Consider the following 22,910-nt stretch of genomic DNA (forward strand, 5'->3'; position numbering starts at 1 on the left):
GCTTTTCACCGAGCACACGCCACGCACACGTAAAAGATTTCTCGCCACGCGCCGGCGTCACGTGCTATGGTCAACGTGTCAGTTTCAGGGCGGGGTGAGATTCCCCACTGGCGGTAGGGGCAAGGCCCAAGTCCGCGCGCCGCAACAAAAAGAGCGGCTGACCTGGTCAAAGTCCAGGACCAACGGTTATAGTCCGGATGAAAGAAACGGAGGCCACCATGGCACAGAGTTCTTCCGTCGCGCGTCACGACTCTCACTCCACCACCGAGCAGGGCTCGGGCTGGAGCACCAAGCGCATCGCCGTAACGGCGCTGTTCTGCGCGCTTGCGGCAATCTGCACGCTGTTTGTGGAGTTCCCGATCCTGCCGGCCGTCCCTGGCTCAAGTACGACCCGTCCGCCATCGTCTGCCTCATCGCGGGCCTCGCGTTTGGCCCGGCCACGGGCGCCGTCGTGAGCGTCATCAGCTACCTGCCCCACATCGCCACCGCGTCTGGCTTCTGGGGCATGGTCATGGCGATCGTCGCCACCATCTCCATGGTGCTGCCCGCCTCCCTCGTCTACAAGCGCGACACCACCCTGCGCGGCGCCATCGTCGGCATGGTGCTGGGCGCCGTCGCGAGCGTCTGCGCGTGCATCCTGGCTAACATCGTGGTGACGCCGCTGTACGCGCACATGGCCACCGCAGACGTCATCGCGCTCATCGTGCCGGCACTCCTGCCGTTCAACGTGCTGAAGGTCGCCATCAACGCCGTCGTGACCGCCCTCATCTACAAGCCGGTCACCAAGGCGCTGGGAAACTAGCAGTTGTCTGCCACGCAGGACACCACCACGCCCACGGGGCGTAGCGTCGCGGACGAGAAGGGCGTTCGGCCTCAGGCCGCCGCGTCCCTCTCGCCCGCGCGGCCCTTCTCGCCCGCGCTCTCGCTCTCTCACGTGAGCCTGCACTTTGACGGCGGCGTGCAGGCGCTGCGCGACGTGAGCCTTTCCGTCGCCCCAGGCGAGCGCGTGTGCGTGCTCGGGCCAAACGGCTCGGGCAAGTCCACGCTCGCGTCCGTGCTGTGCGGGCTGCTCGCGCCGGACGAGGGCACCGTCGACCTTGTGGGCGAACGCGTCATGACAGACGGCCAGCCGGACTTCGCGGCATACCGCCGCGCGCGGCGCAGCCTGGGGCTGGTGTTCCAGAACCCGGACGACCAGATCGTGACGACCGTCGTGGAGGAGGACGTCGCCTTTGGCCCAGAGAACCTGGGCGTCCCGGCTGACCAGATCGGCGAGCGCGTGCGGCGCGAGCTTTCGCGCGTCGCGATGCAGGACTTTGCGAAGGCGGACCCCACCAGGCTCTCCGGCGGGCAGAAGCAGCGCGTCGCGCTGGCGGGCGCGCTCGCGATGGAGCCGGCGGTGCTGGTGCTGGACGAGCCCGGCGCCCTTCTGGACGTGCGCGGGCGGCGCGGCGTCATGCACGTCATGGCGCGGCTGCAGAAGGCCGGCTGCACGCAGGTCCACGTCACGCACTTCATGGAGGAGGCCCTCGCCGCGGACCGCGTCATCGTGATGCTCAAGGGAAAAGTCGCGCTTTCCGGCACGCCGGAGGAGGTCTTCTCGCACGCAGAGGAGCTGCGCCGCATGGGGCTGGAGGCGCCGTTTGCCGCGCGCCTGGCAGAGCGCCTGCGCACTCGCGGCGTGAGCGTCCCCTGGACGTGCGACGCACACGTGCTCAGGGGCGCCATCCTGCGCACGTGCGCACCGGCCACCCCAGGCGCCGCGGACGCCGCGGGCGAGAAGAGCGCGACCCCCGCGGCGGCACGGACGTCCGCGGCGCCCGAAGGCGCCGTCATCGTCGCAGACGTCAGCTACAGCTACGCTGGCGACGTCACGGCGCAGGGCGTGCGCCGCCAGGCGCTCGACGGCGTCAGCCTCGCCGTCCCACGCGGACTCCGCACGGCCATCGTGGGCCAGACGGGCTCCGGCAAGTCCACGCTCGTCAGGCTCATGTGCGCACTCGAGGTGCCGGACGCCGGGCACATCGTGGTCGACGGCGTCGACACCGCCCGCAAGCGCGACCGCCGCCTCGTGCACCAGAGGATCGGCTACGTCATGCAGCACCCAGAGCGGCAGCTCTTCGCCCAAACCGTCGCGCAGGACGTCGCGTACGGCCCGCGCAACATGGGCCTGTCCTCCCCCGATGTCGACCGCCGCGTCGCACGCGCGCTCGAGCTCGTGGGCCTGTCAGACCTGGAAGAGGCCTCCCCGTTCGACCTCTCCGGCGGCCAGCAGCGCCTGTGCGCCATCGCCGGCATTCTTGCCATGCGCCCGCAGACCCTCGTGCTGGACGAGCCCACCGCCGGCCTCGATCCCCGCGGACGAGAAGAGCTCCGCGCCATACTCGACGCGCTCTCGGCGCACGGCGTCACCATCGTCCAGGTCACCCACTCCATGGACGACGCCGCCCGCTGCGACCATGTGATCGTGCTCGACAACGCGCGCGTGCTCGCCCAGGGCGCGCCCCAAGACGTCTTCGCCGTCGCGAACGAGCGGGTGCTTTGCGCGTGCGGCCTGGGGCTGCCGCGCCCGCTCTCGTGGGCGCGCGACCTTGCGGGGGCGGGCCTTGCCCTCGATCTTGCGCCCCACGCAGCGCCACTCACCACGGACGCGCTGGCAGACGCCCTCGCGGCACTCGCCGCACCCGCGTCCGCCACGGCACCCGCCTCGGACCCGGCACCCGCGCCGGCCAACCCAAGCGATCACCGGGAGGCGCGCTGATGGCACTTCGCATACGCATGGGACAGTACCTGCCCCGCGACTCCCGCATCCACCGCCTCGACCCGCGCGCGAAGCTGGCCTGCGCCCTCGCGGTCATGGTGACGGTCTTCTTCATCCAGACGCCCCTTCAGCTGGCACTCGGCCTCGCGTTTGCGCTCGTGGTCGTCTCGCTCTCGAAGGTGCCGCTTCGCCAGGTGGCGCAGTCCATCCGCCCGCTCGTTGTGCTGCTGTGCGTGCTCGGCCTCTTCAACCTCTTCTACGTGGACGAAGGCGCCACGCTCTTCTCGCTTGGCCTCGTGCGCGTCACCACCATGGGACTGTGGTGGGCCGTGTGCTACCCGCTGCGCTTCACCATCGCCATCCTCATGGGCGCGCTCATCCTGCTCACCACCACCCCCACCCAGCTCACCGACGCGTTCGAGTCGTGCCTGTCGCCGCTTTCGCGCGTGGGCCTGCCCGGGCACGAGCTCGCGATGGTCTTCTCGCTCATGCTGCGCTTCATCCCCACCATAGCCGACGAGGCCTCCGCGATCCTGGACGCCCAGACCGCGCGCGGCGGCGCCGTCACGGAAGGTTCGTTCGCGCACCGCGTGCGCGCAATCGGCCCCGTGCTCGTGGCTCTGCTCGCAAGCTCCGCCCACCACGCGGAGGGTCTCTCGCGCGCGCTCGACGCCCGCGGCTACGAGGGCGGCTCCGGCCGCACGCACTGGCACCCGCTGCGCATGCGCCGTGCGGACTGGCTGGCCTGCGCCGTCTGCTGCGCCTACGTCGCGGCACTGCTCGCGCTCGTCGCCGCATAGGACAACGCCGTCAGGCAGGACAGCGCCGCCAGGCGAGAAGCGCTAGGCAAACTGGCTGCGATAGAGGTCCGCGTACACCCCGCCTTGCTCCAGCAGCTCGCGATGCGTGCCCTTCTCGACGATGTCGCCGTGGTCCATCACCAGGATGAGGTCCGCGTCCACGATGGTCGAGAGCCGGTGCGCGATCACGAAGCTCGTGCGGTCCGCCATGATCGCCTCCATCGCGCGGGTGATGTACTGCTCCGTGCGCGTGTCCACGCTCGAGGTGGCCTCGTCCAGGATGAGGATCGCCGGGTCCGTCAGCATCGCGCGCGCGATGGTGAGTAGCTGGCGCTGTCCCTGGCTCACGTTCTCCGCGTCGTTCGCGAGCATGGTGTCGTAGCCCTCCGGCAGCGTGCGCACGAAGTAGTCCACGTGCGCGGCACGGGCGGCGGTCTCCACCTCCTCGCGCGTGGCGCCGGGATGGCCGTACGCGATGTTCTGGGCAACGGTGCCCTCGAACAGCCACGAGTCCTGCAGCACCATGCCAAACTGGCGGCGCAGGTCTGCGCGGGCAAGGCTCCTTGTGTCTGTGCCGTCCAGCGTAATGCGACCTCCGTCCACCTCGTAGAAGCGCATGAGCAGGTTGATGAGGGTCGTCTTGCCGGCACCGGTCTGACCCACGATGGCCACCTTCTGGCCGGGTCGCGCCACGAAGCTCACGTCGCGCATGAGCGGCTTGTCCGGCGCGTAGCCAAAGCGCACGTGCTCGAACGCCACGCGTCCGCGTACGGGCTCCGCAAGGGTCGCCGGCGTCTTGGGATCCGGCACGACCTCCTCCTCGTCCAGCAGGACGAACACGCGCTCTGCCGCCGCGAGAGCACCCTGCAGCATGTTCAGGGTGAGCGACAGCTGCGTCAGCGGCTCGGACGCCTTGAGGACGTACTGGAAGAACGCCTGGAACGAGCCGACGGTGAGCCGGCCTGCCACGAGCATGCCGCCCGCGAGCACGCCGCAGATGACCTGCGCCAGCCTCATGAGGAAGCGGATGGCCGGCGAGATGGCATTCGTGAGGAAGTCTGCGTGGGCGCTCACCTGCGCAAGCTCCTCCGCGTCCCCGCGCACTCGCGCGAGGGACTCCTCCTCGCGACCGAACGCCTTGATGACGGCGCGGCCGCTGTACGCCTCCTCCACCCGGCCCGTGAGGCGGCCGAGCACGTCCTGACGCCTTGCCGCCACGGCGAGCGTCCGCGCGGCCACGACCTTCGTGAGGACGGCCGACAGTGCCGCGAACACCAGGAACACGCCGGTGAGAAGGAGGCTCATGCGCGCCATGAGGATGAGGGCGCCCACGAGGGTGATTGCGGAAATGATGATCTGCAGCAGGCCGCGCTGCAGGACCTCGGACACCTTGTCCAGGTCGTTCGTGGCGCGGCTGATGGTGTCGCCCGGCTTGTGCGAGTCGAAGTAGCGAAGCGGCAGGCGCTCGACCTTGCGCGATATCTCCTCGCGCAGCTTCAGGTTCAGCCGCTCCGCGAAGCTCGCCATGACCAGGGACTGCACGCTGTAGAACGCCCACGCAAGCATCCAGATGCCCAGGTAGACCAGAATGTCCACGCCGCCGTTCTCCATGGTGACGCGAAACGTCTTCCCGTTTGCGAACGCCTGCTGGACGCCCGCCCACAGGTGGTCGATAAGGCTTGCTGCGTACACGGGCGTCATGAGGTCGGTCGCGACGTACAGCACCGCCGCGACAGCTGCGACCACAAGGCGCCAGCGAATGCCGGCCGCGGACCTCCAGAGCCTCAGCGCGGTGGCCCGACCATTGGTCGGCACGTCCTTCTCCTCTTCCTCACTCATCCTCTTCACCTCCCCTTTCCTGTGACTTCGCGATTGCCAGGTATGTGGGGCACGTGGCGAGCAGCTCGTCGTGCGTGCCAAGGCCCACGACCTCGCCGTCGCGCAGCACCACGATCTGCGCCGCGTCGCGGATGGTGCTCACGCGCTGCGCGATGATGAGCACCGCCGCGTCCGCAAGCTCCGCGCGGATGGCGTGGCGCAGCCTGGCGTCCGTCTTGTAGTCGAGCGCGCTGAACGAGTCGTCGAACACGTACAGGTCCGCCTTGCGCGCGAGCGCGCGGGCTATGGCCAGGCGCTGCCGCTGGCCGCCGCTGAAGTTCGAGCCGCCCTGGGACACGCGCGCGTCCAGGCCGTCCGCGAGCTCGTGCACAAACGCGCCCTGCGCCACGTCGACGGCATGCCACAGCTCCTCGTCCGTCGCGTCGGTGTTGCCGTCCCTCAGGTTCTGGGCGATGGTGCCCGAGAAGAGCCACGCCTTCTGGGGGACGTACGCGATGTGGTCCCGAAGCTCGTGCTGGCCCACGTTCCTCACGTCTTGTCCGAGGAACTCGATGCGACCGGCCGTCACGTCGTGGAAGCGCAGGAGCATCTTCGCGATGGTCGACTTGCCGGAGCCCGTGGACCCTATGACGGCCGTGACCTCGCCGCGGCGCAGGCTGAAGCTGAGATCGCGCAGGGTGTCCTCGTCCGCGTCCGCAAAGCGGAAGCTCACGTGGTCGAAGCGTGCGACGGGGACGGACGGCTCTGCCGCGGCAAGCTCCGCCGGCGCCTTCTGGTCCCTCACGCGGGGCTCGACGGCAAGCACCTCGGAGGCACGGGTGAGGCACGCCATGGCGCGGGGCAGCTGCAGGATGGCGAACTGGCCCATCATCATGAAGAACATGATGAGCATGGCGTACTCTACCAGCGCGGATATCGACCCTATCTGCATGGCGTGCACGCCGACGCGGTCGGCGCCGAGCCACACCACCAGGACTTCCACCACGTTCATGAGGAAGAACGTCATGCAGTCGGCCGTGGCGAACACGAGGTTCACGTGGATGGCGTTTCTCGCGTAGTCCTCGAACGTGGCGTCGAGGTTCCTGCGCTCCGCGTCCTCGCGTCCAAACGCGCGGATGACGCGGATGCCGGTGATCGTCTCGCGCAGGCGCGTGTTCATGTTGTCGATGAACCCCTGGAGCACCAGGAAGATCGGGGCGCTCACCTTGACCGCGATGACCATGACCACGCCCATGACCAAAGTGATGGCCAGAAGGAGCCAGCCCATGACGTAGTCGATCCCGAACGCGAGCACGATCGCCACCACGCAGATGACGGGAACGGGCGCGAGCATGATGAACGTCATGAGGAACGTCTGCTGCACGACGTTCGCGTCCGACAGTGTGCGGGTGATCATGGAGCCCGTCCCGAGCTGGTCGAAGTCGTACCCGCCGAGCTCGAGGGACTTCTCGTACACCGCGACGCGCATGTCCCTGCCCACGCGCGCGGCCAGGCGGCTCGCCAGCCAGTACGACACGATGCAGCCGCCCGAGCCAACGATGGCCGCGACGAGCATCGAGATGCCGTGGGCGAGCATGCCGCTCGCATCCGTGGAGGACACGGCGGTGTTGATGAGGGCAGAGAGCTCCGTCGGGATGTATAGCATGCCCGTTATGTCGCAGAGAAGTGCGAGGACCGTAAAGACGGCGAGCGCCCTGTACGGGGTCACGAGCCTGAGCAGCAGCCTAAACGAGGCTGACCTGCTGTAGTCTTTCTCCACGCTCTTCTCGCCCGATGCGTCCTTGCTCATCTGCCACCCCCTTCCTTTTGCTTGGACCTTGATTCCATGACGCGGCCGAGCTCGACGTCGATCGCGTCCACGTAGATGCGGACGAGGTGGGCGAACTCCCTGCGGTCGCGAAGCGACAGCGAGGCGAACGCGCGCTCCTCCGCATCCATGGCGGGGCGTACGTTGCGCGCGCAGAACGCCTTGCCCTCCACCGTGAGGGACACCGTCTTGTTGCGGCGGCTTCCCTCCTCGAAGCCGATGGCGACGAGGCCGCGCGACTCGAGCGACTTGACGGCCGAGTTCACCGTCTGGCGCGAGTACGCCGTGTCCTCCGCGATCTGGCCCTGGGTGGCCCCGCCGCGGATGACGATGGAGACGAGCGACCAGAACGCGGCATTGGAGAGGCCGCAGCCACGCGCCACCTCGTAGTACAGGCGGTCTGACTCGCGAAAGATGGAGTCGATCGTCCTGACGCTGGGGACGTCACCCTGGGGCGACCCCCCTTCCTGTTGTGATGACACCTTTCCCTCCGTGCGACGTATATCCGAATTCGGACAGCTCAGGACATGCTAATCCGAAATCGGACAAAGTGCAAGCAGAAGATCACCCTCGGATGACGTGGGTCCTCAGGCGCCTGGCGCAGGCGCTACGCCCATACGGCCATCGCGACGGTCGCCGTCGCGATGAGCGCGAGGCCCGTGAGCGAGCGCGCCGTGTAGCGCTCGTGGAACACCACGGCCGCAAATGCCATGGACACGAGGATGGACAGCTTGTCCACGGGCACGACGACGCTCACGGGACCGTTCTGGATGGCGAAGTAGTAGCACAGCCAGCTTGCGCCCGTGGCGATGCCGGACAGGCAGATGAAGGCGAACTCGCGGGCGTTGAGCGCGTCCAGGCGCGCCTGCGGAAGCTTGCCGCGCATGCCGACCACGATCCACGCCATCGCAAGGACAAAGCAGGTGCGCACCGCCGTTGCCAGGTTCGACGGCACCCCCTCTATGCCGACCTTCGCCAGGATCGACGTGAGCGCCGCGAAGACGGCGGATGCCACGGCATAGGCGAGGTACGCGTTGTGGGGACGCCCCGCATTGGAGGCGTCCGCGCTCTTCTCGCCCGTGCGCTGGACCATGAGGAGCGTGCCCGCGAGGATGGCCACGGAGCCCAGCAGCTTGACCGCGAGGTTGTTCACCTCGCCAAACAGGACGATTGCCAAAAGTATCGTGAGGACGGAGGACGTCTTGTCGATGGGGACGACCTTGTTGACGTCGCCCATGGAGAGCGCCTTGAAGTAGCAGATCCAGCTCGCGCCCGTCGCGACGCCCGACAGGGCGAGAAACGCCCACGCTTTTGCCGTGAGCGTGCCGATGGCGCCGACCTGCCCCGTCACGAGGGCCATGAGCCACGAGAACGCGAGCACGACGATGGTCCTGATGGCCGTGGCCACGTCGGAGTCCGTCTTCCTGATGCCGAGCTTTGCGAGTATGGACGTCACGCCCGCAAAGAGCGCGGAGCCGACTGCCGCCATGAGCCACATGTGAACCATCCTTCCCTGGCACGTCTGGCGCCATCAGAGGTCGTACGACCACCCGGCGCCCAGGACGCCCTCCTCCTGGACGGTGAGCTCGTCGCTCACCTTGAGCGTGTGTCTGTTAATGACCGACTGCTTCCAACCATACGACAGCTGTGGCACGCGGACCTCGAACGTGACGTGCCCGAACGCGTTGAGCGAGCGCGTGCCGCCCGCCAGCGCGTGCTCGCGCACGAACTCCGCGGAGTAGCCCTTGTGGACGTGCCCGTGCACCAGGTACTGCGGGTGCCAGCGACCGCACATCTCGCCGAGAGACTCGAAGCCGCGATGCGGGATGTCGTCCATGTCGCCGACGCCGAGCACCGGCGCGTGCGCGAGCAGGAGGTCGAAGCCACCAAGCATCCGGACCTGGCGGGACACCCTGCGGACGCGCCGGCGCATCTGGCGCTCCGTGTACATGTACGTCCCCTCGCGGTAGCGCCTGGAGCCGCCAAGCCCCACCACCCGAAGGCCGCGGTACACGTAAGCGGCATCGTCCACGCAGATGCAGCCGCGGGGCGCCTTGTGCACGTAGCTCTCGTCGTGGTTGCCGTGCACATACAGCAGCGGCTTGTTGATGACGGTGACCAGGTACTCCAGGTAGTCCGCGTCGAGGTCTCCGGCCGCGAGCATGAGGTCGACGTCCTTGAATCGCTGGTCGACGCCCGTGCTCCACAGCGAGCGCTCCTCCACGTCCGCGATTGCGAGTATCTTGAGCGTTGCCTCAGACATCGGCATCGACCCCCAGCCCGGCCGTCGCGACGCGCGCAGGACGCAGGTCTTGGGGGAAGTCCCCCTCGATGTTCTGTGCAAGCCAGTCCATTCCCACGATCTGGTTGCTCGTAAGCCGGTCCGCCTCCCCCGACCTCACGATGCCGTCGCGGTCGAGGAGCTCGCCGTCGAACGGTGTGACGGCACCGGAGGAGATGGCGCGCCGAAGGACGCCCGCAAGCTTGCGGGAGCCGTATGGCAGCTCCGGCGAGAGCATGAGGTCGATCACGCCCGACGACATGCCGTACCAGTACGTCACCGCGCGAGGACCCGCAGGAAGACCGTCCCCGTCCTGGGTGAGTATGCCGGGTAGCTCCCCCTTGAGGAGGCTGTCCACGATGATCTGGTAGTAGCGCCCCCAGTTCCACGTGGGAACGGCGATGTTTCTGACCTTGCCGTCGACCACCTTGAAGAGGCCGTGGGCAAGAGGGTCGTCAAACGGTGCGGTGACATCCGCGCCGGAGATCATGGTGATGCCCTTCTCCACCAGATCCTCTATGCCACTGACGCCGTGGTCGGTCCATTCCAGCACCACTTTTGCCTTGGGGTCGACCATGGCGACCCCCTCGGCGAAGGCGTTCGCCTCCGCGACGGCTCCGCACGGGGGCAGGCTCACCCGATAGGCGATGACATGGTTGTCCGCCAGGCTCGCCGCAAGGGCACCGGCAATGAACTTCGCCTCGTACATGCGGCCGTAATAGGAGCGGACCAGGCCATGCGAGAGGTTGACCGAGCAGTTGAGGAAGCTTGTGTGGGGAAACTCTGCCGCGGCTCGCACCGTCACGTCCATGAGCTCTGGCGAGCACGAGAAGAACACCTCCGCACCCTGGGAGGCGGCGTCGCTCACGGCAGCCGCGAACGCAGCCTCGCTCTCGCAGCCCCCGTACGAGAGCGTGCGCACGATGCCGCCGTAGTGTCTCTCGAGTTCCTGCCGGCCCCTGTCATGCGCACGCGCCCAGAAGTCGTCCTCGAGCGAGCCGGCATAGGCAAAGGCCGCGACGAGGGGTCGCTGACTGGTGTAGCCGCTCCCTCCCGAGAGGAAGGACATGGCACCGCCGGACTCCTTTACGGGCTCGCCCACAAGGACGGGGGCGCTTGACGGCCCACTGGACGCGAACTCCGCCCAGATGCGGGCGAGCCTCGTCCTGAGCAGGGGCGACGGGGTCTCGAGCATGCGGCTCGACCCGTACACGTCCATATAGGTGAGCATCGCGTCCGCAGGCGTGATGTCGAGGTGCGCGCCGCCGGCCTTCAGGTACACGGACCTGAAGAAGAGGTAGGTGGAGCGGAGCTGCCTGACGGCGTCTTCCGGCCAAGGCGAGTCGAGGTCGCGACCGAGGTGGGACGCGAGCCTACGGTAGGAGCCAGGCTTCGTGAACTCGATGTCGTAGGTCGGGACCGCATTCCAGAACTCGAGGAACTCGCGGTAGAGGTCCACGCCAGGCGCGACGTCCTCGCCCTCGTCCGCTAGGGCCGCGCCCTTCTCGCCCGGGGCGTCGCCAGACGCGCGCTCGGGCGTGGGGCGCACCTCGGGCAGGATCCTGATCACGTCCGCCTCGATGGAGGGGGACTCGAGGTACTTGAGGACGGACGTCCTCTTGTTGCCTTCCTCCACGTAGAAGCGATGCAGGTACTCGTACACCTTCACGGGATCGCGGAAGCCTTCGCCCATCTGTGCGTCATAGAGGTGCGACCACTTCGTCGCGAACTCCGTGCGCACACCGAGCATGGGCATGAACGTGCGCGAGAACGCGTCCTGCCGGCCCGCGGTGCGCGTGCCCACCACCATGGCCAAAGGAATCTGCATGATGCCGAGGCTTTTCTGGCCAAAAGAGCGATTGCTGGGCACGAGTTCGTCGAGCACGGGCGGATGCGGGTAGCGACCGGCGGCAACGTCCGCCTTGCTGTCGCGCTCGCCTTGGCGCAGGGCCTTCTTGTAGTCCTCGATCATGCTGGTACCACCCCTCGTCTTGTGGACGCGTCGCGCCACTGGGTAAGGTGAGCTGGGCCCGCCCCGTAGTGAGGTGGGCGCATGGACAAACGATAGCGCAAGAGAGGGACACGGGGTTGCGGCGTCCTACTCCAGCTCCACGCGCACGCTCGACCCGTCGCGCCCCGCCTCGACCACGATCTTGCGACCGATGGACTCCTGCAGCTCCTCGACGTGGCTGATGATGCCGACGAGCTTGTTCGACCCGGTGAGGTCCGAGAGCGTTCTGACCGCAAGCTCGAGCGACTCCTGGTCAAGCGTGCCGAAGCCCTCGTCCACGAACATCGCATCCAGCTGGACCCCGCCGGCGCTGGCCTGCACCACGTCCGAGAGGCCAAGCGCGAGCGAGAGCGACGCCTTGAACGACTCGCCGCCCGAGAGCGTCGAGGCCGGCCGCGGCTTGCCCGTGAACGTGTCACGCACGTCTAGCTCGAGCCCGGACTGCGAGCCACCCGTGCCCGTCTGCTGGCCGCGGTGACGCTCGAGCTCGAACCTGCCGTTCGTCATGACGGAGAGCCTGCGGTTCGCGGCATGGATCACGCGGTCGAACCACCGTGCCTGCAGGTAGGTCTCGAAGCTCAGGCGCTCCTTTCCCGAAAGCTGTCCCGACGCGGTCTGGGCGAGCGACCTCACCTCCCCGTAGCTCTCCGCCACCTCGAGGGCTTGCTTGCCCAGGCGCCGGAGCCTCTTTCTCATCCCCGCGTTCGAGCTCCTACGCGACGCCAGGACGGTCTGCCTCCCCAAGAGCCGGTCGAGCTCCTCGCGGACCCGGGCAAGGGCCGCCTCGGCGCCTTCCCCGTCCACCTGGCCTCGCGACCGCAGCGCATCCAATCGCTCCTGCGCGGATTTCCGGCTCGCCTCCGCGGCGGCCTCGCTGCGACGGGCCTCTTCGTAGGCGTCACGAGCGGAGGTCGAGCCCTCCTCCAAGGCGCGGCGTGCGGCCTCCGTCTGGTCGAGCCGCCGCTTGGCCTCCGCCCCGCTTCCAAAGCTCAGGCCTGCCGCGATCTGGCGTACGCGCGCGGTTGCGGACGCGACGTCACGCCCAAGGCCGTCAACCGACTCGCGTCGCGCGTCGCGCCTCACCCGAAGATCCTCCACCTCACCCGCGAGTCGCTCTGCTTCCGCCGATGCAGCGGCACCCGCGTCCACGCGGGCGCGGGCGTCGCGCTCTGCCTTGAGCGCCGCGTCCAGCGCGCCGTCGCACACGCGCTTCCGTGCGCGCGCCGCCTCGACGTCCGTCTCCCCCAGTGCAGAGGAGAACTCCTCGAGCCCAGACTTCGCGGCGGCAAGCTCCTTGTCCGCAGCGACCCCGCAAGACCTCGCCTCCTCCACGCGCCGGTCGGCGTCCTCAAGCCTCTTGCGAGCGGCGTCGCGCCTCTTCCGCACATCCTCCAGTGCGGCGACCTCCACCTTCGCGGCGGACTCCTCGTTCCGGGCCGCCTCTCGTTCCTCCGTCAGCGCGGCGCGCCCCTTCGCAAGCGCATCCTCGCCCCCAGTCTCCGCAATGAGCCGCGACAGCTCCGCCTGCGACGCGTCGAGCCGCGCACGGGCATCGGCCGCCTTCGCGGCGGCGTCCTGGAACTTCTCCCTTGCGGCATCGGCCGCCTGCTTGGCGGCCTTGACCTGTCCCTCCGTGGGCACCTCCGCCGACACCGCCGCAAGGTGCGGATGCTCCGTCGAGCCGCAGACCGGGCACGCCATCCCCGGCGCAAGGGTGCTTGCCATGATGCCGGCCTGACCGTCGAGAAACGCACGCTCCGCCGCCGCATAGCGTGCCTGTGCCTCGTCGAACGCCTTCCTCGCGTCCAGGTGGAGCGACTTCTTTTTCTCCCACGTCGAGCGGGCCTCGTCGGCCTCCCGCCCACGCCTCTGCAAGTCCTGGCATGAGCGCTCGAGCTCCGCGAGGCGCCGCTCCACGTCCTCGCACGCCGCGGTTGCGTGCGCGAGGCGCTCTGGCGCACCCGCGCGCCGCGCCTCCGCCGCCTCCAAGCCAGCAACCTCTTCGCGAACCGCCGCCCGCGCCGATTCCTCCCGCTTAAGCGCAGCCGAGGCGTATGTCGCCTTCGCGGCAAGGCCCGCCACCGTCGCCGTGCGGCGCTCAAGCTCCTCGCAGTCCTGCACGGCTTGCGCGGCTGTCCCCTGCGCATGTTCCGCCTCGGTGCGAGACGCCTTCGCGCGCTCCAACTCCGCCGGCGCGCTGGCAAGCTCGCGCACCATGTCGCGCGCCCGGGCAAGGGAGTCGTCTTTCTCGCCCAGGGCGGCCTCGGTCTTCCCAAGCTCCGCCCGTGCCTCGCGAACCTTGCGCTCCGCCTCAGCCAGGGCCGTATTTGCGCGCCCGAGCTCTTCGTAGGCGGGAAGCTCCGCAGCAAGCGCCGCAGCCTTCCGCGCAAGCTCTGGGGCGCCCTTCGCGGCATCCTCCGCGCTCGCGAGCTCCAACTTGCGCGTTGCGGTCGTACCCGCGGCCGCGGCGGCCTTCGCCGTGGCTGCCGCGAGCGCCGCTTGTGCCTCGACCGTCTGGGTCGCAAGGTCGAGCTGGGCCTTCAGCGAGTCCTCGCGCTCGCGAAGGCGCGCGGCATCTGCGTCCAGAACTCCAGCCTCCGCCGCGTCGTCCTTCTCCTGGGCGTCCAGCAGGGCCACGAGGGCGTCCGCATCTGGTGCCGCAAGCGACTGCAGGCGCTCGAGCTCCGCCGCACGGGTCTCGCCCTCCACGCTGGCAAGCGACATGATGCCGCGGAGCTGGTCCGTGACGGACTGGCTGCTCTTCTCGAGCTCGCGCTGGCGCCTTGCGAGGGCGCGCTCGAAGGCGAGGTACGGCTCCGTGCCAAACAGTTTGCGCAGGATGGAGGATCGCTCCTTGGTGTCCGCGGAAAGCAGCCTGCGGAAGTCGCCCTGCGCGATCATCACGATCTGAGAGAACTGGTCGCGGTCGATGCCCAAAAGCTCCAGAACCCGCGCGTTCACCGCGGCGGTTCGCGTGACGGGCGGCTTCTCGGGGCTGTCGAGCTCCCACAGCGTCGCGTCCGCGCCCTCCGTCGTGGTGCCCTCGCCGCGGAGCTTCGGCCGCTCGTACGCGGGGTTGCGCAGCACGCGGTACCGACGCCCGCGGTGCTCGAACTCCAGCTCCACGTACGTCTTCACGTCCGGCGCCGCGAAGTCGCTCCTGAGCGTGCGCGCCTTGCGGAAGCTGCCGCTGGGCTCGCCGTACAGGGCAAACGATATCGCGTCGAATATGGTGGTCTTGCCGGCACCGGTGTCTCCGCAGATCAGGTAGATGCCCGACGTCCCCAGAAGCGAGAAGTCAATGCTTGCCTGGCCCGCGTACGGGCCGAAGGCGCTCATGGTGAGCCTTGTCGGCCTCATCTACATCACCCCTATCCCCTCGAGCTCCTCCTCCACGATGGCAAGCTGCCGCTCCGTGGGCGCGGTGCCGTTTTGGGCCTCGTAAAACTGCGAGAAGAGCTGAAGCGGGTCTTCCCGCGGCTCGTCCGCGGGAGCGTCCGCCTGCGCGCCGGCGGCACGCGTCCGCGCGTTGTCGTACTCGATGCTCATGACGTTTGGGTAGGCGTCGCGCAGACGCGCCATGGCGTTGACCTGCGGGTCCTGGTCCGTCAGGATCACGTGCAGGTAGTCCTGAGCATCCGCCGCGGAAACGACGTCCGCGCTCACGAGCTTGGCAAGCGGACCGCGAATGCGCCTGAGGTCGTGCGGCGGCGTGAGGGGCACGAGCTCGATGCCTGGCTCTTCTCCCTTGGCACCCAGCGTCACGAGGGGCGCGGACTTGTCGTAGTCCGCCTCTGACAGCGAGTACTTCAGGAGCGATCCCGCATAGCGCACGCAGTCGCGCCCGACGCGCTGCGCGCGATGGATGTGGCCGAGCGCAACGTAGTCGAACGGGTCGAACACGCTGGCGTCAACGTTGTCGAGACCACCGACCGAGACCTCGGAGTCGCTGCGCTCCACCGTCACGCCCGCCGCCGTCACAAACTGGTGCACCACCGCGACGTTCCGTACGGACGCGTCGAGCGGAAGCGACGCCACGAGCGCGCGGAACGCGTCCGTATACGTGTCCGCCTTCGCGTCTGGCAGGAAGTGGCGGATCTGCGCGGGATGCAGAAACGGGATGGGCCACACCGCGACGGGGCCGTGCTCGTCGGCGAGCATGACGGGCTCGATGCGGCCGTCGAACGCCGGCGCCATGTGGATGCCCTGCCGCGACAGCAGCCCTCCCGCATAGGCAACGCGCTCCGCGGAGTCGTGGTTGCCGGGAATCACGATCGCCGGAACGCCGGTATCCGCCACGCCCTGGAGGAACCAGTCCACAAGCGCCACAGCCTCCGAGCTGGGCTGTGACTTGTCGTACACGTCGCCCGCAACCAGAAGCGCGTCCGCCGTTCCCGCACGGAGCAGGCCCAGCACCTGCCCAAGGACGTGGCGCTGGTCGCCGATCATGGGAAAGTCGCACACGCGCTTGCCTATGTGAAGGTCCGCCAGGTGAAGTAGCCTCAATCGCACCGCCCCCAAAGCTCCCGGGCCCGCGCGGCCGCGCGGGCGAGTGTGAAAACCGATTCTAGCAATGCGAGTGGACATTAATTCGCCCGGAGTTCCCCCGGAGTTGGCACGCTTCTCAGGGCGCCAAGCCCGCCACGTGGCGGCACGCCGGCGCACTTTGCGCGTAACGAGGGATTTACGGGGGCCGCGACGCATCGCGCACGGCTGCGGGCTATGATTGAGGGGCCAACCCCACACGTCCCCGAGGAAAGGGCAGCAAATGGTCTCACGTGTGTACGTAGAGAAGAAGCCGGGATTCGACGTAGAGGCGAAGCAGCTTGGGCACGAGCTGCGCCACACCCTGGGCGTGGGCGCCCTTACGGGCCTACGCATCGTCAACCGCTACGACGTGGAGGGGATCTCGAAGTCACTGTTCGAGAAGTGCATCCTCACGGTCTTCAGCGAGCCGCAGTCCGACGTCGCCACCACGCGCCGCCCCGCGGCAAAGGGTGCGAAGGTGTTCGCCGTCGAGTTCCTGCCCGGCCAGTTTGACCAGCGCGCGAACTCCGCAAGCGAGTGCATCCAGCTCATCAGCCAGGGTGAGCGCCCCACGGTTGCCTCCGCGAAGCTGTACTACCTTGAGGGCAAGCTGACCGAGGCGGACGTGGAGGCCATCAAGCACTACGTGATCAACCCCGTCGAGGCGCGCGAGGCCTCGCTCTCCACCCGCAAGACCCTGAAGGTCGACTACCCCAAGCCGCCGATGGTCGAGACCCTGACCGGCTTTGGGAAGCTCACGAAGAGGCAGCTGCAGGACTTCATCGACGAGCGCGGACTTGCCATGGACCTCGCGGACATCCAGTTCTGCCAGAAGTACTTCAAGGGCGAGAAGCGCGACCCCACGATCACCGAGATCAAGATGATCGACACGTACTGGTCCGACCACTGCCGCCACACCACGTTTGGCACGCAGCTTGAGAACGTCGCTATCGACGACGCCGTGGTGAAGGCCGCATTCGAGCGCTACCTGGAGGTCCGCCACGAGCTGGGCCGCGACGAGAAGCCCGTCTGCCTGATGGACATGGGCACCATTGGCGCGAAGTACCTGAAGAGCAAGGGCGTCCTCAAGAACCTGGACGAGTCCGAGGAGATAAACGCCTGCACCGTGAAGGTGAAGGTGGACGTCAACGGCAAGGACGAGGACTGGCTGTTCCTGTTCAAGAACGAGACTCACAACCACCCGACCGAGATCGAGCCGTTTGGCGGCGCGGCGACCTGCATCGGCGGCGCCATCCGCGACCCGCTGTCCGGCCGCAGCTACGTGTACCAGGCCATGCGCGTGACCGGCGCCGGCGACCCCACCGTCCCGGTGAGCGAGACGCTTACGGGCAAGCTGCCGCAGCGCAAGATCGTGCGCACGGCCGCGGCGGGCTACAGCTCCTACGGCAACCAGATCGGCCTCGCGACCGGCCAGGTGGACGAGCTGTACCACCCTGGCTACGTCGCGAAGCGCATGGAGATCGGCGCCGTGGTGGGCGCGACGCCCGCAAGCCACGTGCGCCGCGAGTGCCCCGCACCCGGCGACAAGATCGTGCTTCTGGGCGGCCGCACCGGCCGCGACGGCATCGGCGGCGCAACCGGCAGCTCCAAGGCGCACAACGTCGAGTCCCTCGAGAAGGACGGCGCAGAGGTGCAGAAGGGCAACGCCCCCACCGAGCGCAAGCTCCAGCGCCTGTTCCGCCGCGAGGACGCGTGCCGCCTCATCAAGCGCTGTAACGACTTTGGCGCAGGTGGCGTCTCCGTCGCGATCGGCGAGCTGGCGGACGGCCTGTACATCGACCTGAACAAGGTTCCGAAGAAGTACGAGGGCCTCGACGGCACGGAGCTCGCCATCAGCGAGTCCCAGGAGCGCATGGCCGTGGCGCTCGCCCCCGAGGACGTGGACGAGTTCATGCGCTACGCCCACGAGGAGAACCTCGAGGCGACCGTCGTGGCAAGGGTGACCAAGGAGCCACGACTGCGCATGGTGTGGGACGGCGAGACGATCTGCGACGTGAGCCGCGAGTTCCTCTCGTCCAACGGCGCCCCGAAGCACCAGGACGTGCACGTTGAGGGGCAGGGCTCCTACCAGCCGGACTTTGCAGGCGACACCCTCGAGGCACGCATGCGCTCCGTCGTGAGCGACCTGAACGTCGCGTCGAACAAGGGCCTTTCCGAGCGCTTCGACTCCACCATCGGCGCGGCGACCGTGCTCATGCCGTTTGGCGGCAGGTACCAGCTGACGCCGGCGATGGCCATGGTGGCGAAGCTGCCGGTGTTTGGCGAGACCACGACGGTCAGCGGCATGGCATGGGGCTTCAACCCCTACCTCATGAGCGAGAACCAGTTTACGGGCGCGTACCTCTCGGTCGTGGAGTCCGTGGCGAAGCTCGCCGCGGCCGGCATCGACCGCAAGGCCATGTACCTGACGTTCCAGGAGTACTTCGAGAAGCTGCGCGACGTGCCGGAGCGCTGGGGCAAGCCGACGGCCGCCGTGCTGGGCGCGCTCATGGCCCAGCTCGACCTTGGCATAGGCTCCATCGGCGGCAAGGACTCCATGTCCGGCTCGTTCGAGGACCTGGACGTGCCGCCGACGCTCGTCTCGTTCGCGACCGGACTCGGCAGCGTGGACGACATCGTGTCGCCGGAGTTCAAGCGCCCGGACAGCCAGCTATGGCTCGTGAGCCCCACGTACAAGGCCGACGGTGTGACTCCGGACGCCCAGAGCTTCCTGAAGGTGCTCGACTTCGTGCACGAGCACATTGGCTACGGCGTGGTGCTCTCCGCGTCGACCCCCGGCTATGGCTGCCTGGCCGAGCAGCTGTTCAAGAGCGCGGTGGGCAACCACATCGGCTTTGGTCTCGTAAACGAGTTCTTGGCCGACAGGCTGTTCAGGCTCGCGTACGGCAGCTTCGTGATCGAGGTGGCCGACGGCACGTTCATCCCGACGGACCGCGAGGGCTTCCACGTGGAGTACCTGGGTGGCACGTCCGCGGAGTACAAGATGTGGGTCGAGGGCCAGGAGCTCGACCTTGCCGGGCTGCAGGAGGCCTGGGAGGAGGGCATCGAGTCCGTCTTCCCGTACCGCCAGAAGGGAGAGCCCGTCAAGACCGTGACGTTTGACGCGGCGGAGCGTGGCGTTTCTCGCCCGGCGCCCCTGGTGAAGGTCCCCCGGCCGCGCGTGGTGATCCCCGTGTTCCCGGGCAACAACTGCGAGTACGACTCCGCCGCAGCGTTCGAGCGCGTCGGCGCCGAGGCGAAGACGTTCATCATCAACAACCTCTCGCCCGAGGCGGTCGCCGAAAGCACGGACGCCTTTGTGGAGGAGGTGCGCAAGAGCCAGATCATCATGATCCCCGGCGGCTTCAGCGGTGGCGACGAGCCAGACGGCTCCGCGAAGTTCATCACGGCGTTCTTCCGCGCGCCGCAGGTGACGGAGGCCGTGCGCGACCTTCTGCAGGCCCGCGACGGCCTGATGCTGGGCATCTGCAACGGCTTCCAGGCGCTGGTGAAGCTGGGCCTGGTGCCGTTTGGCGACATCCGCCCCATGGACGAGAAGTGCCCCACCCTCACCTTCAACACCATCGGCCGGCACCAGAGCAGGCTCGTTCGCACCCGCGTGGCCTCGAACCTCTCCCCATGGCTGTCACAGGTGCCCGTGGGCGAGGTGGACACCATCGCCATCAGCCACGGCGAGGGCCGCTTCGTGGCGTCTGACGAGCTGCTTGCCCAGATGGAGGCCGCAGGCCAGATTGCCACGCAGTACGTGGACGAGGACGGCGTGCCCTCCATGGACCTGGACGTGAACCCCAACGGATCGGTGCTTTCCATCGAGGGCATCACGAGCCCGGACGGCCGCGTGCTTGGCAAGATGGGCCACACGGAGCGCTCCGGCAACGGCCTGTACAAGAACGTGCCGGGCAACAAGTACCAGAAGCTCTTCGAGGGCGGCGTCGCGTACTTCAAGTAGCGGCGGGCGGCGCAAGGTAGCCGCAAGGAAGATACAGGCGGGGTCGGATGCACGCGGCGTCCGGCCCCGCCTTTGCGTCAAGGGCACGTTGCCACAAAGGGCACGCCGCCACAGGCACGCCGCCTAACGCACGAACATCCTGCGCATGGCCGGGCGCGACGTCATCTGCTCCAGCACGTCAAGCAGCTCGTCCGCCTGGTAGAACACCCCGCGACGGCGGTTTCCCATGGGCGTGAGCATGCCATACTCGCACGCCCGCGCGATAACGTCACGGGCAGCCCTGGGAGTGATCTGCAGATGGTCCGCCACATGGGCGACGCTCACGACGGGCTGCGCCACTAGCACGGCCGGAAGCATCCGTATGGCAGAGCCCCTGCGCTCGCCCATCTGCTCCTGCCAGCGCTCGATTATGTCATCTATCTGCCGCGTCGCGGATTGCGCCAACGCAAGCGCAACCTCAAGGGCATTCACAAGCTCGCCCACGATGGGCCGCACATCGCCGTCGTGATAGCTCTGGAGCGCGCCCATGTACGAATCCACATCGTGCAGCAAGCCGGAAGATATGGGCAGGGTCGCGTGCCTCAGCACGTCGTGGTAGCAAAGCCAGCGGTGTAGCAGCGCACGTCCCGTTCGCCCGTTGCCATCCACAAACGGATGGATGGTCTCGAACTGCGCGTGTGCCACGGCCGCCTGGACCACGGGATTGAGGTCGTCGCGCCGGACGAACGCCATGAGGTCGTCGAGAAGGGCGGGCACCCGCTCCTGTGATGGCGGCACGTACGCAGCCCCCTGCGGCCCGAAGGCGCTGCCCCCTATCCACACCTGCTCGTCCCTCAGCTCGCCGCCAAAGGACTCGCCCGTCACGCTCATGAGACTCGCATGCACGCGGAGCACGTCCCCCACACTCGGCTCCCCCTTAAGCTCGATAGCCTCGCGCATGGCACGGACGTTGCCCGCAATCTCGCGCGAGTTTCTGGGCGTCGTTGCGTCGAGCTCCGCCAGGGCGACGTTTCGCACGCTTGCAGTCAGGTTCTCGATGCGCGAGCTCGCGGAGGACTCGCTCCTGAGCAGCAGGGCTGGCAGGTCGTAGCCGCGCACCGAAAGCAGCGCGTCAAAGCGGATGAGCTCCGATTCCACCTCCATCGCATGGCGAAGCAGGTCGGCAGGAACCTCGGGCGTAAGCTGCGCAATCATGGGTGGCACCGCGGCGTAGTAGGTCTCACCCATTTTCCTACGCGCACTTTTGGACATGAGCGCGCGGTCATCATCGTCCACATGCCATCCAAGCTCCTCGTACCCAACGCGAGGCCAAGTGCTCTTCTCGTCCATCCACACCCCCCATTCGCTTCCTCTAGAAACTCTCTATCGGAAGTTAATGATACTTCACTTCCGTTAGAAGCACCTTAACGGAAGTGAATCACAGTTCACTTCCGTTAGCGCACGCAAAAGGGAAGTGAAGCTCCGCACAAAGCTAGTCGATGGCGTCGCCAATGACGAAGCGTCATTCACCCACGAGCGCGTTCCAACCCATTTCCATAGCTTTTCTCTATAGATATTGGTAGATAACCGATAGTTTTCTATTACCTCATGAAGCCCGATACTCTAGAGCGCCGGGCGAGAAGAGCCGCCCGCGTGCCAGAAAACGGAAACCCAGACGAAAGGTCTTGACATGTCCTACAAGCACAACTCCCCCTTCCGCTTCGACGTGGTCGGCAGCTTCCTCAGGCCGGACGTCCTCAAGCAGGCCCGCGCGGACCACGCGGCCGGCCTCATCACGGACGAGCAGCTCGCAACCGTCGAGGACGTCGCCATCCGCGACCTCGTGGCAAAGCAGAAGGCGGCCGGCCTGCACGTAATCACGGACGGCGAGTTCCGCCGCAGCTACTGGCACCTTGACTTTATGTGGGGGCTTGGCGGGATCGAGCGCCGTACCGCCCGCGAGGGCTACCAGTTCCACGACGAGGAGACCACCGCGGACACGGCTGTGGTAGTGGGGAGGATCAATGGCGAGAACCACCCCTTTGTGCAGCACTACAAGTTTGTGAAGGCGCTCGAGAGCGAGGGCAACGTGGCCAAGCAGACCATCCCCGCGCCGATCCAGACGTACAGCGAGGTCATCCTGGACCGCGCAGATGGCCAGGTACAGAGCCTGCGCGGCGTCTATGCCACCAACGAGGAGCTCGCGGCAGACATCGCGGCCGCGTACCGCACCGTGATAGCGGACCTGTATGCCGCAGGCTGCCGCAACATCCAGTTTGACGACTGCACGTGGGGCATCTACTGCGACCAGGACTTCGTCGCGAAGACCGGCCTTGCGCCCGTCGACATCCAGAAGGTGTGCGAGCTGGGCGTAGAGCTCAACAACGCAGCGCTCGAGGGCAAGCCGAACGACCTCACCGTCACCACGCACGTGTGCCGCGGCAACTACCACTCCACTTACGCGTTCGAGGGCGGCTACGACCCCGTGGCGCCGTACCTGTTTGCGAAGGAGGACGTGGACGCGTTCTACCTGGAGTTCGACACGCCGCGCGCCGGCGGCTTCGAGCCCCTGGCCCACGTGGCACCCGGCAAGAAGGTCGTGCTGGGGCTCGTCACGTCCAAGCAGCCGGGACTGGAGGACGAGGAACTGCTGGAGCGCCGCATCCGCGAGGCCGCGCAGTACGTGCCGCTGCAGAACCTCTACCTGTCCCCGCAGTGCGGCTTCGCCTCGTGCGAGATCGGCAACAAGCTGACGGAGGACGAGCAGTGGGCAAAGGTCGCACTTATCAAGCGCGTCGCGCGCAGGGTCTGGGGCGACGAGGACTAGACTCGGCCCCGCCGTCCGCCCGCGCCTTGCATTGCGGTTAGAATCTACGGTATCGATAGCATCGGGCCGCGCCCCTGGGGTGCGGCCCCTTGCTCACTACCGGGACAG

14 protein-coding genes, 2 pseudogenes and 1 riboswitch are annotated in these 22,910 nt (G+C 67.5%); of the genes and pseudogenes, 7 read left to right on the forward strand and 9 right to left on the reverse strand.

The annotated features are described in order from the left end of the window. Positions 1-76: 76 nt before the first annotated feature. A riboswitch (FMN riboswitch) is annotated at positions 77-213 on the forward strand. 5 nt (positions 214-218) lie between these two features. The 5 genes and pseudogenes from BLT96_RS10820 (at position 219) to BLT96_RS07870 (ending at position 3,561) form a co-directional block, all read left to right on the forward strand. Continuing rightward, the gene (locus BLT96_RS10820) at positions 219-455 is read left to right on the forward strand and encodes a hypothetical protein (protein ID WP_245719254.1); all 237 of its coding nucleotides are present in this window, start codon (positions 219-221) and stop codon (positions 453-455) included. Further along, positions 413-802, forward strand: coding sequence for an ECF transporter S component (locus BLT96_RS07860; RefSeq protein WP_245719346.1), 390 nt, complete (start codon positions 413-415; stop codon positions 800-802). The genes BLT96_RS10820 and BLT96_RS07860 overlap by 43 nt, the downstream gene beginning before the upstream one ends. Positions 803-805: 3 nt before the next feature. Further along, a pseudogene (locus BLT96_RS10980) lies at positions 806-1,663 on the forward strand (ATP-binding cassette domain-containing protein); the annotation flags it as partial. A gap of 183 nt (positions 1,664-1,846) precedes the next feature. Next, a pseudogene (locus BLT96_RS10985) lies at positions 1,847-2,761 on the forward strand (ATP-binding cassette domain-containing protein); the annotation flags it as partial. Further along, complete coding sequence (locus tag BLT96_RS07870) at positions 2,761-3,561, forward strand: energy-coupling factor transporter transmembrane component T family protein (protein WP_090863333.1); 801 nt, start codon at positions 2,761-2,763, stop codon at positions 3,559-3,561. The pseudogene BLT96_RS10985 and the gene BLT96_RS07870, both read left to right, overlap by 1 nt. Positions 3,562-3,603: 42 nt before the next feature. Here BLT96_RS07870 and BLT96_RS07875 read toward each other — a convergent pair whose 3' ends face one another. From BLT96_RS07875 to BLT96_RS07915, 8 genes are all read right to left on the reverse strand, one after another. Further along, on the reverse strand, positions 3,604-5,400 hold the full coding sequence (locus BLT96_RS07875) for an ABC transporter ATP-binding protein (protein ID WP_090863335.1): 1,797 nt from the start codon (positions 5,398-5,400) through the stop codon (positions 3,604-3,606). Beyond that, the gene (locus tag BLT96_RS07880) at positions 5,393-7,189 is read right to left on the reverse strand and encodes an ABC transporter ATP-binding protein (RefSeq protein ID WP_090863338.1); all 1,797 of its coding nucleotides are present in this window, start codon (positions 7,187-7,189) and stop codon (positions 5,393-5,395) included. The genes BLT96_RS07875 and BLT96_RS07880 overlap by 8 nt, the downstream gene beginning before the upstream one ends. Then, positions 7,186-7,689: a MarR family winged helix-turn-helix transcriptional regulator gene (locus BLT96_RS07885; protein ID WP_090863341.1), complete on the reverse strand. Its 504-nt coding sequence runs from the start codon at positions 7,687-7,689 to the stop codon at positions 7,186-7,188. The genes BLT96_RS07880 and BLT96_RS07885 overlap by 4 nt, the downstream gene beginning before the upstream one ends. A gap of 125 nt (positions 7,690-7,814) precedes the next feature. Continuing rightward, positions 7,815-8,705 (reverse strand): EamA family transporter, encoded by an 891-nt coding sequence (locus BLT96_RS07890; RefSeq protein WP_090863345.1) that lies wholly within the window; start codon positions 8,703-8,705, stop codon positions 7,815-7,817. 33 nt (positions 8,706-8,738) lie between these two features. Then, positions 8,739-9,470: a metallophosphoesterase family protein gene (locus BLT96_RS07895; protein ID WP_157692200.1), complete on the reverse strand. Its 732-nt coding sequence runs from the start codon at positions 9,468-9,470 to the stop codon at positions 8,739-8,741. Beyond that, positions 9,463-11,460 carry a BMP family ABC transporter substrate-binding protein gene (locus BLT96_RS07900; protein WP_090863362.1) on the reverse strand — a complete coding sequence of 666 codons (1,998 nt, stop codon included), beginning with the start codon at positions 11,458-11,460 and terminating at the stop codon, positions 9,463-9,465. Before BLT96_RS07900 ends, BLT96_RS07895 begins: the two co-directional genes overlap by 8 nt. 126 nt (positions 11,461-11,586) lie before the next feature. Beyond that, the gene (locus BLT96_RS07905; RefSeq protein WP_090863363.1) at positions 11,587-14,859 is read right to left on the reverse strand and encodes an AAA family ATPase; all 3,273 of its coding nucleotides are present in this window, start codon (positions 14,857-14,859) and stop codon (positions 11,587-11,589) included. Further along, a complete protein-coding gene (locus BLT96_RS07915) occupies positions 14,860-16,005 on the reverse strand; it encodes an exonuclease SbcCD subunit D (protein WP_172825000.1) in 1,146 nt (381 codons plus the stop codon). It abuts the gene before it with no gap. 262 nt (positions 16,006-16,267) lie between these two features. Here BLT96_RS07915 and BLT96_RS07920 point away from each other — a divergent pair, with 262 nt between their 5' ends. Then, positions 16,268-19,996, forward strand: a complete 3,729-nt coding sequence (locus BLT96_RS07920; RefSeq protein WP_090863365.1) for a phosphoribosylformylglycinamidine synthase — start codon at positions 16,268-16,270, stop codon at positions 19,994-19,996. Between the two features lie 123 nt (positions 19,997-20,119). On the opposite strand, the gene BLT96_RS07925 is transcribed toward BLT96_RS07920, so the two are convergent. Next, positions 20,120-21,325: a Fic family protein gene (locus tag BLT96_RS07925; RefSeq protein WP_090863366.1), complete on the reverse strand. Its 1,206-nt coding sequence runs from the start codon at positions 21,323-21,325 to the stop codon at positions 20,120-20,122. Positions 21,326-21,665: 340 nt separating this feature from the next. On the opposite strand from BLT96_RS07925, the gene BLT96_RS07930 reads away from it, so the two are divergent. After that, entirely contained in the window at positions 21,666-22,802 is a 1,137-nt protein-coding gene (locus tag BLT96_RS07930) for a 5-methyltetrahydropteroyltriglutamate--homocysteine S-methyltransferase (RefSeq protein ID WP_090863368.1), read from the forward strand. The last annotated feature ends 108 nt before the right edge of the window (positions 22,803-22,910 follow it).

Origin of the sequence: Parafannyhessea umbonata (assembly GCF_900105025.1) — a bacterium.
Classification (GTDB): domain Bacteria; phylum Actinomycetota; class Coriobacteriia; order Coriobacteriales; family Atopobiaceae; genus Parafannyhessea; species Parafannyhessea umbonata.

What these genes read in the sequence shown, in the direction of transcription:
- BLT96_RS07925 (WP_090863366.1), bottom strand. Translation starts at nt 21,325, where the DNA reads ATGGACGAGAAGAGCACTTGGCCTCGCGTTGGGTACGAGGAGCTTGGA.
- BLT96_RS07880 (WP_090863338.1), bottom strand. Translation starts at nt 7,189, where the DNA reads ATGAGCAAGGACGCATCGGGCGAGAAGAGCGTGGAGAAAGACTACAGC.
- BLT96_RS07870 (WP_090863333.1), top strand. Translation starts at nt 2,761, where the DNA reads ATGGCACTTCGCATACGCATGGGACAGTACCTGCCCCGCGACTCCCGC.
- BLT96_RS07895 (WP_157692200.1), bottom strand. Translation starts at nt 9,470, where the DNA reads ATGTCTGAGGCAACGCTCAAGATACTCGCAATCGCGGACGTGGAGGAG.
- BLT96_RS07890 (WP_090863345.1), bottom strand. Translation starts at nt 8,705, where the DNA reads ATGTGGCTCATGGCGGCAGTCGGCTCCGCGCTCTTTGCGGGCGTGACG.
- BLT96_RS07875 (WP_090863335.1), bottom strand. Translation starts at nt 5,400, where the DNA reads ATGAGTGAGGAAGAGGAGAAGGACGTGCCGACCAATGGTCGGGCCACC.
- BLT96_RS07905 (WP_090863363.1), bottom strand. Translation starts at nt 14,859, where the DNA reads ATGAGGCCGACAAGGCTCACCATGAGCGCCTTCGGCCCGTACGCGGGC.
- BLT96_RS07920 (WP_090863365.1), top strand. Translation starts at nt 16,268, where the DNA reads ATGGTCTCACGTGTGTACGTAGAGAAGAAGCCGGGATTCGACGTAGAG.
- BLT96_RS10820 (WP_245719254.1), top strand. Translation starts at nt 219, where the DNA reads ATGGCACAGAGTTCTTCCGTCGCGCGTCACGACTCTCACTCCACCACC.
- BLT96_RS07900 (WP_090863362.1), bottom strand. Translation starts at nt 11,460, where the DNA reads ATGATCGAGGACTACAAGAAGGCCCTGCGCCAAGGCGAGCGCGACAGC.
- BLT96_RS07930 (WP_090863368.1), top strand. Translation starts at nt 21,666, where the DNA reads ATGTCCTACAAGCACAACTCCCCCTTCCGCTTCGACGTGGTCGGCAGC.